The organism is Streptomyces sp. NH27 (genome assembly GCF_056859195.1).
In genome coordinates, this window is record NZ_JACEGK010000729.1 from 1 (window position 1) to 2,903 (window position 2,903).

Genomic DNA, 2,903 nt, shown 5'->3' on the forward strand with positions numbered 1-2,903 from the left:
CGCACACACCTTCGGGAGCACACGATGAGGATCGGGATTCTCGGCACCGGCACCCTGGCGGCCGCCCTCGGCGCGGCCTGGGTACGGGCCGGACACGACGTGGTGGTCGGCGGCCGTTCGCCGGAGAAGGCCGGGGCCGCGGCGGTCGCGATGGGCGGCGACACGGGCAGTGGCGGCACCGCCCGCGCGGTCGCCACCCCCGCCGAGGCGGTCGCCGGGCGGGACGCCGTGCTGCTCGCCGTCCTCTGGACCGGGGTGCCCGACATCCTGCGCGCGGCGGGCGCCCCCGGTGGCGCACTGTCCGGGACCGCCCTGATCGACCCGGTCAACGCGGTCGACCACGGCGTCGGCGAGCACCTCGTGACCGACGGCCGCGCCGCCGCCGAGCACATCGCGGACCTCGCCCCGGGCGCGCACGTGGTCAAGGCGTTCCACCTCTTCCCTTCGGACCAGTGGTCGCCGGGCCGCGAACCGGTCACCGTACCGATCGCGGGCGACGACGAGACGGCCCTGAGCACCGCCGCCGACCTCATACGCGACGCCGGCGCCGAGCCCGTGACCGTCGGCCCGCTGCGCCGTGCCCGTCAACTGGAGGAGGTGGCAGGCATGGTGATCGCGCTGGTGTTCGCCGGGCACGACCCGAGCGCGGCGATCCCGCGCGTCCCCGCCCGCGGCGACGCGCGGGTCTGAGCCGTCCACCGGCCGCCGCCGGGCCCGGCGGGTCCGCCACTGCGTCCGGTCCGGCGCGCGGCGCCGATCAGCCGGTGACGGCGCTCGGTGACGGCGCTCGGCGGCTACGCTCGGCGGCATGAACGATAGCCCTCACCACCCGCGTGCACACCAGCACTTCGAGACCCTGGCGATCCACGCAGGCCAACCGGCCGACGCGCAGACCGGTGCGGTGGTCACGCCGATCTACCAGGTGTCGACGTACAAGCAGGACGGCGTCGGCGGCCTGCGCGACGGTTACGAGTACAGCCGCTCGGCCAACCCGACCCGCACCGCACTTGAACAGAACCTCGCCGCCCTCGAAGGCGGCAGCCGCGGCCTCGCCTTCGCGTCCGGCCTGGCCGCGGAGGACTGCCTGCTGCGTACGGTGCTGACGCCCGGCGACCACGTGGTCATCCCCAACGACGCCTATGGCGGCACCTTCCGGCTCTTCTCGAAGGTCGCCGAGCGGTGGGGCGTGCGGTGGTCGGTCGCCGACACCTCCGACGTGCAGGCGGTACGCGACGCCGTACGGCCGGAGACCAAGCTGATCTGGGTGGAGACGCCGTCCAACCCGCTGCTCGGCATCACCGACATCGCGTCGCTCGCCGGGGTGGCCCGCCAGGCCGGGGTGCGGCTGGTGGTCGACAACACCTTCGCCAGCCCCTACCTCCAGCAGCCGTTGGCCCTGGGCGCGGACGTGGTGGTGCACTCCATGACCAAGTACATGGGCGGGCACTCCGACGTCGTCGGCGGCGCGCTGGTCACCTCCGACGCCACGCTCGGCGAGGAGTTGGCGTACCACCAGAACGCGATGGGCGCGGTGGCCGGGCCGTTCGACGCGTGGCTGGTCATGCGCGGGATCAAGACGCTCGCGGTGCGGATGGACCGGCACAGCGAGAACGCCGCGCGGATCGCGGAGATGCTGGCAGGCCACGAGAAGGTCACCCGCGTCTACTACCCCGGGCTCGCCTCGCACCCCGGGCACGAGGTCGCCGCGAAGCAGATGCGTGGCTTCGGCGGGATGGTGTCCTTCCAGGTGACCGGCGGTGAGGACGCGGCGGTGGCCGTTTGCGACCGTGCGGAGCTCTTCACGCTCGGGGAATCGCTCGGCGGGGTCGAGTCCCTGATCGAGCACCCCGGGCGTATGACGCACGCGTCCGTCGCCGGCTCCGCGCTCGAGGTTCCGGCGGACCTCGTACGGATCTCGGTCGGCATCGAGGCGGTCGACGACCTCATCGACGACCTCCGCAACGCGCTCAACTGACCCACCCGGGTGCCCCGTTCCGTCGGTCGGCCGGTCAAGGGACCACCCCCGGTGGTGGGTTGCTCGCGCAGTTCTCCCCGCCGCTGAGCAACTGCGGCTTCTTCCACGGAAGAAGGGCAACGCTCAAGGGGCACCCGGGGGTTCAGGCGAGGAGGACCGCTGCGGTGGTGGCCGCGGCGAGGAGTATCACGCACACCGCATAGCGGAAGACGCGGCGGTGGACGATGACGCGGCGGCCCCGCGCGGCAGCGCGCTGCGCGAGGTCGGCGGGCACCTGCGGGTGCGGGGTGTCGAGGAGCCGCCGCAACTCGGCCTCGCGGCGGTTCGGCGGTCGCCCAGCGCCCTCGCTCACCGCCCGACCGCCCAGGTCGTACGGGACCGGGCGGCCCGGGGCGGGGGCGCGGCCCGGGCCGGCCGGCTGCGCAGCCGCGCCCCGCTGTGCGCGGCGATCTCCCCGACCCGCTCGACCGCCATCCCGAGCAGCGCCGCGGTCTGCTCCTCGCCGATCCCCTCGAAGTACCGCATGGTGACGATGAGGCGTTCGCGCGCGGTGAGCCCGTCGAGGGGCCCGCCGCGGGGGCGGCGCCAGGGCCGGTAGGCGTACCGCACGAACAGTTCGCAGCGGGCCCGGTCGTAGGGGTCGTCGCCGTCGAGGCCCGGCCAGTCGGCGTAGAGGCGGGCGAGCGCGGCCGTGAGCAACCGGTCGGCGTCGGCCCGATCGCCGGTGAGGAGTTCGGCGGAGTGCAGCAGCCGTCTGCCCGCGCCCGCGACGAACGCCGTGAACTCGGCGTCCCGGCGGGTCTCCGCGGCCGTCCGGCGCCGACGACCTGGGGCGCGACAGGGAGCGGGCTCGCGCCGCCCCGCGACCGCGCCTCCGGTGTTGTCGTCGGTCGGGGGCACCCCCACGGCCTGCGGCGTGGGGGTGCCC

General features: G+C 74.8%; 4 protein-coding genes. 2 read left to right on the forward strand and 2 right to left on the reverse strand.

Translation table 11 applies throughout. The features are described from left to right. The first annotated feature begins 24 nt into the window (after positions 1–24). Positions 25–690, forward strand: coding sequence for an NADPH-dependent F420 reductase (locus tag AC13HU_RS35045; RefSeq protein ID WP_483046035.1), 666 nt, complete (start codon positions 25–27; stop codon positions 688–690). 118 nt (positions 691–808) lie between these two features. Beyond that, entirely contained in the window at positions 809–1,975 is a 1,167-nt protein-coding gene (locus tag AC13HU_RS35050) for a cystathionine gamma-synthase (protein WP_483046036.1), read from the forward strand. Positions 1,976–2,117: 142 nt separating this feature from the next. On the opposite strand, the gene AC13HU_RS35055 is transcribed toward AC13HU_RS35050, so the two are convergent. Together AC13HU_RS35055 and AC13HU_RS35060 are read right to left on the reverse strand one after the other, a co-directional pair. Continuing rightward, positions 2,118–2,327 carry a hypothetical protein gene (locus AC13HU_RS35055; RefSeq protein ID WP_483046037.1) on the reverse strand — a complete coding sequence of 70 codons (210 nt, stop codon included), beginning with the start codon at positions 2,325–2,327 and terminating at the stop codon, positions 2,118–2,120. Next, the coding region (locus AC13HU_RS35060) for a sigma factor-like helix-turn-helix DNA-binding protein (RefSeq protein ID WP_483046038.1) at positions 2,324–2,903 on the reverse strand (580 nt) is incomplete at its 5' end. The genes AC13HU_RS35060 and AC13HU_RS35055, both read right to left, overlap by 4 nt.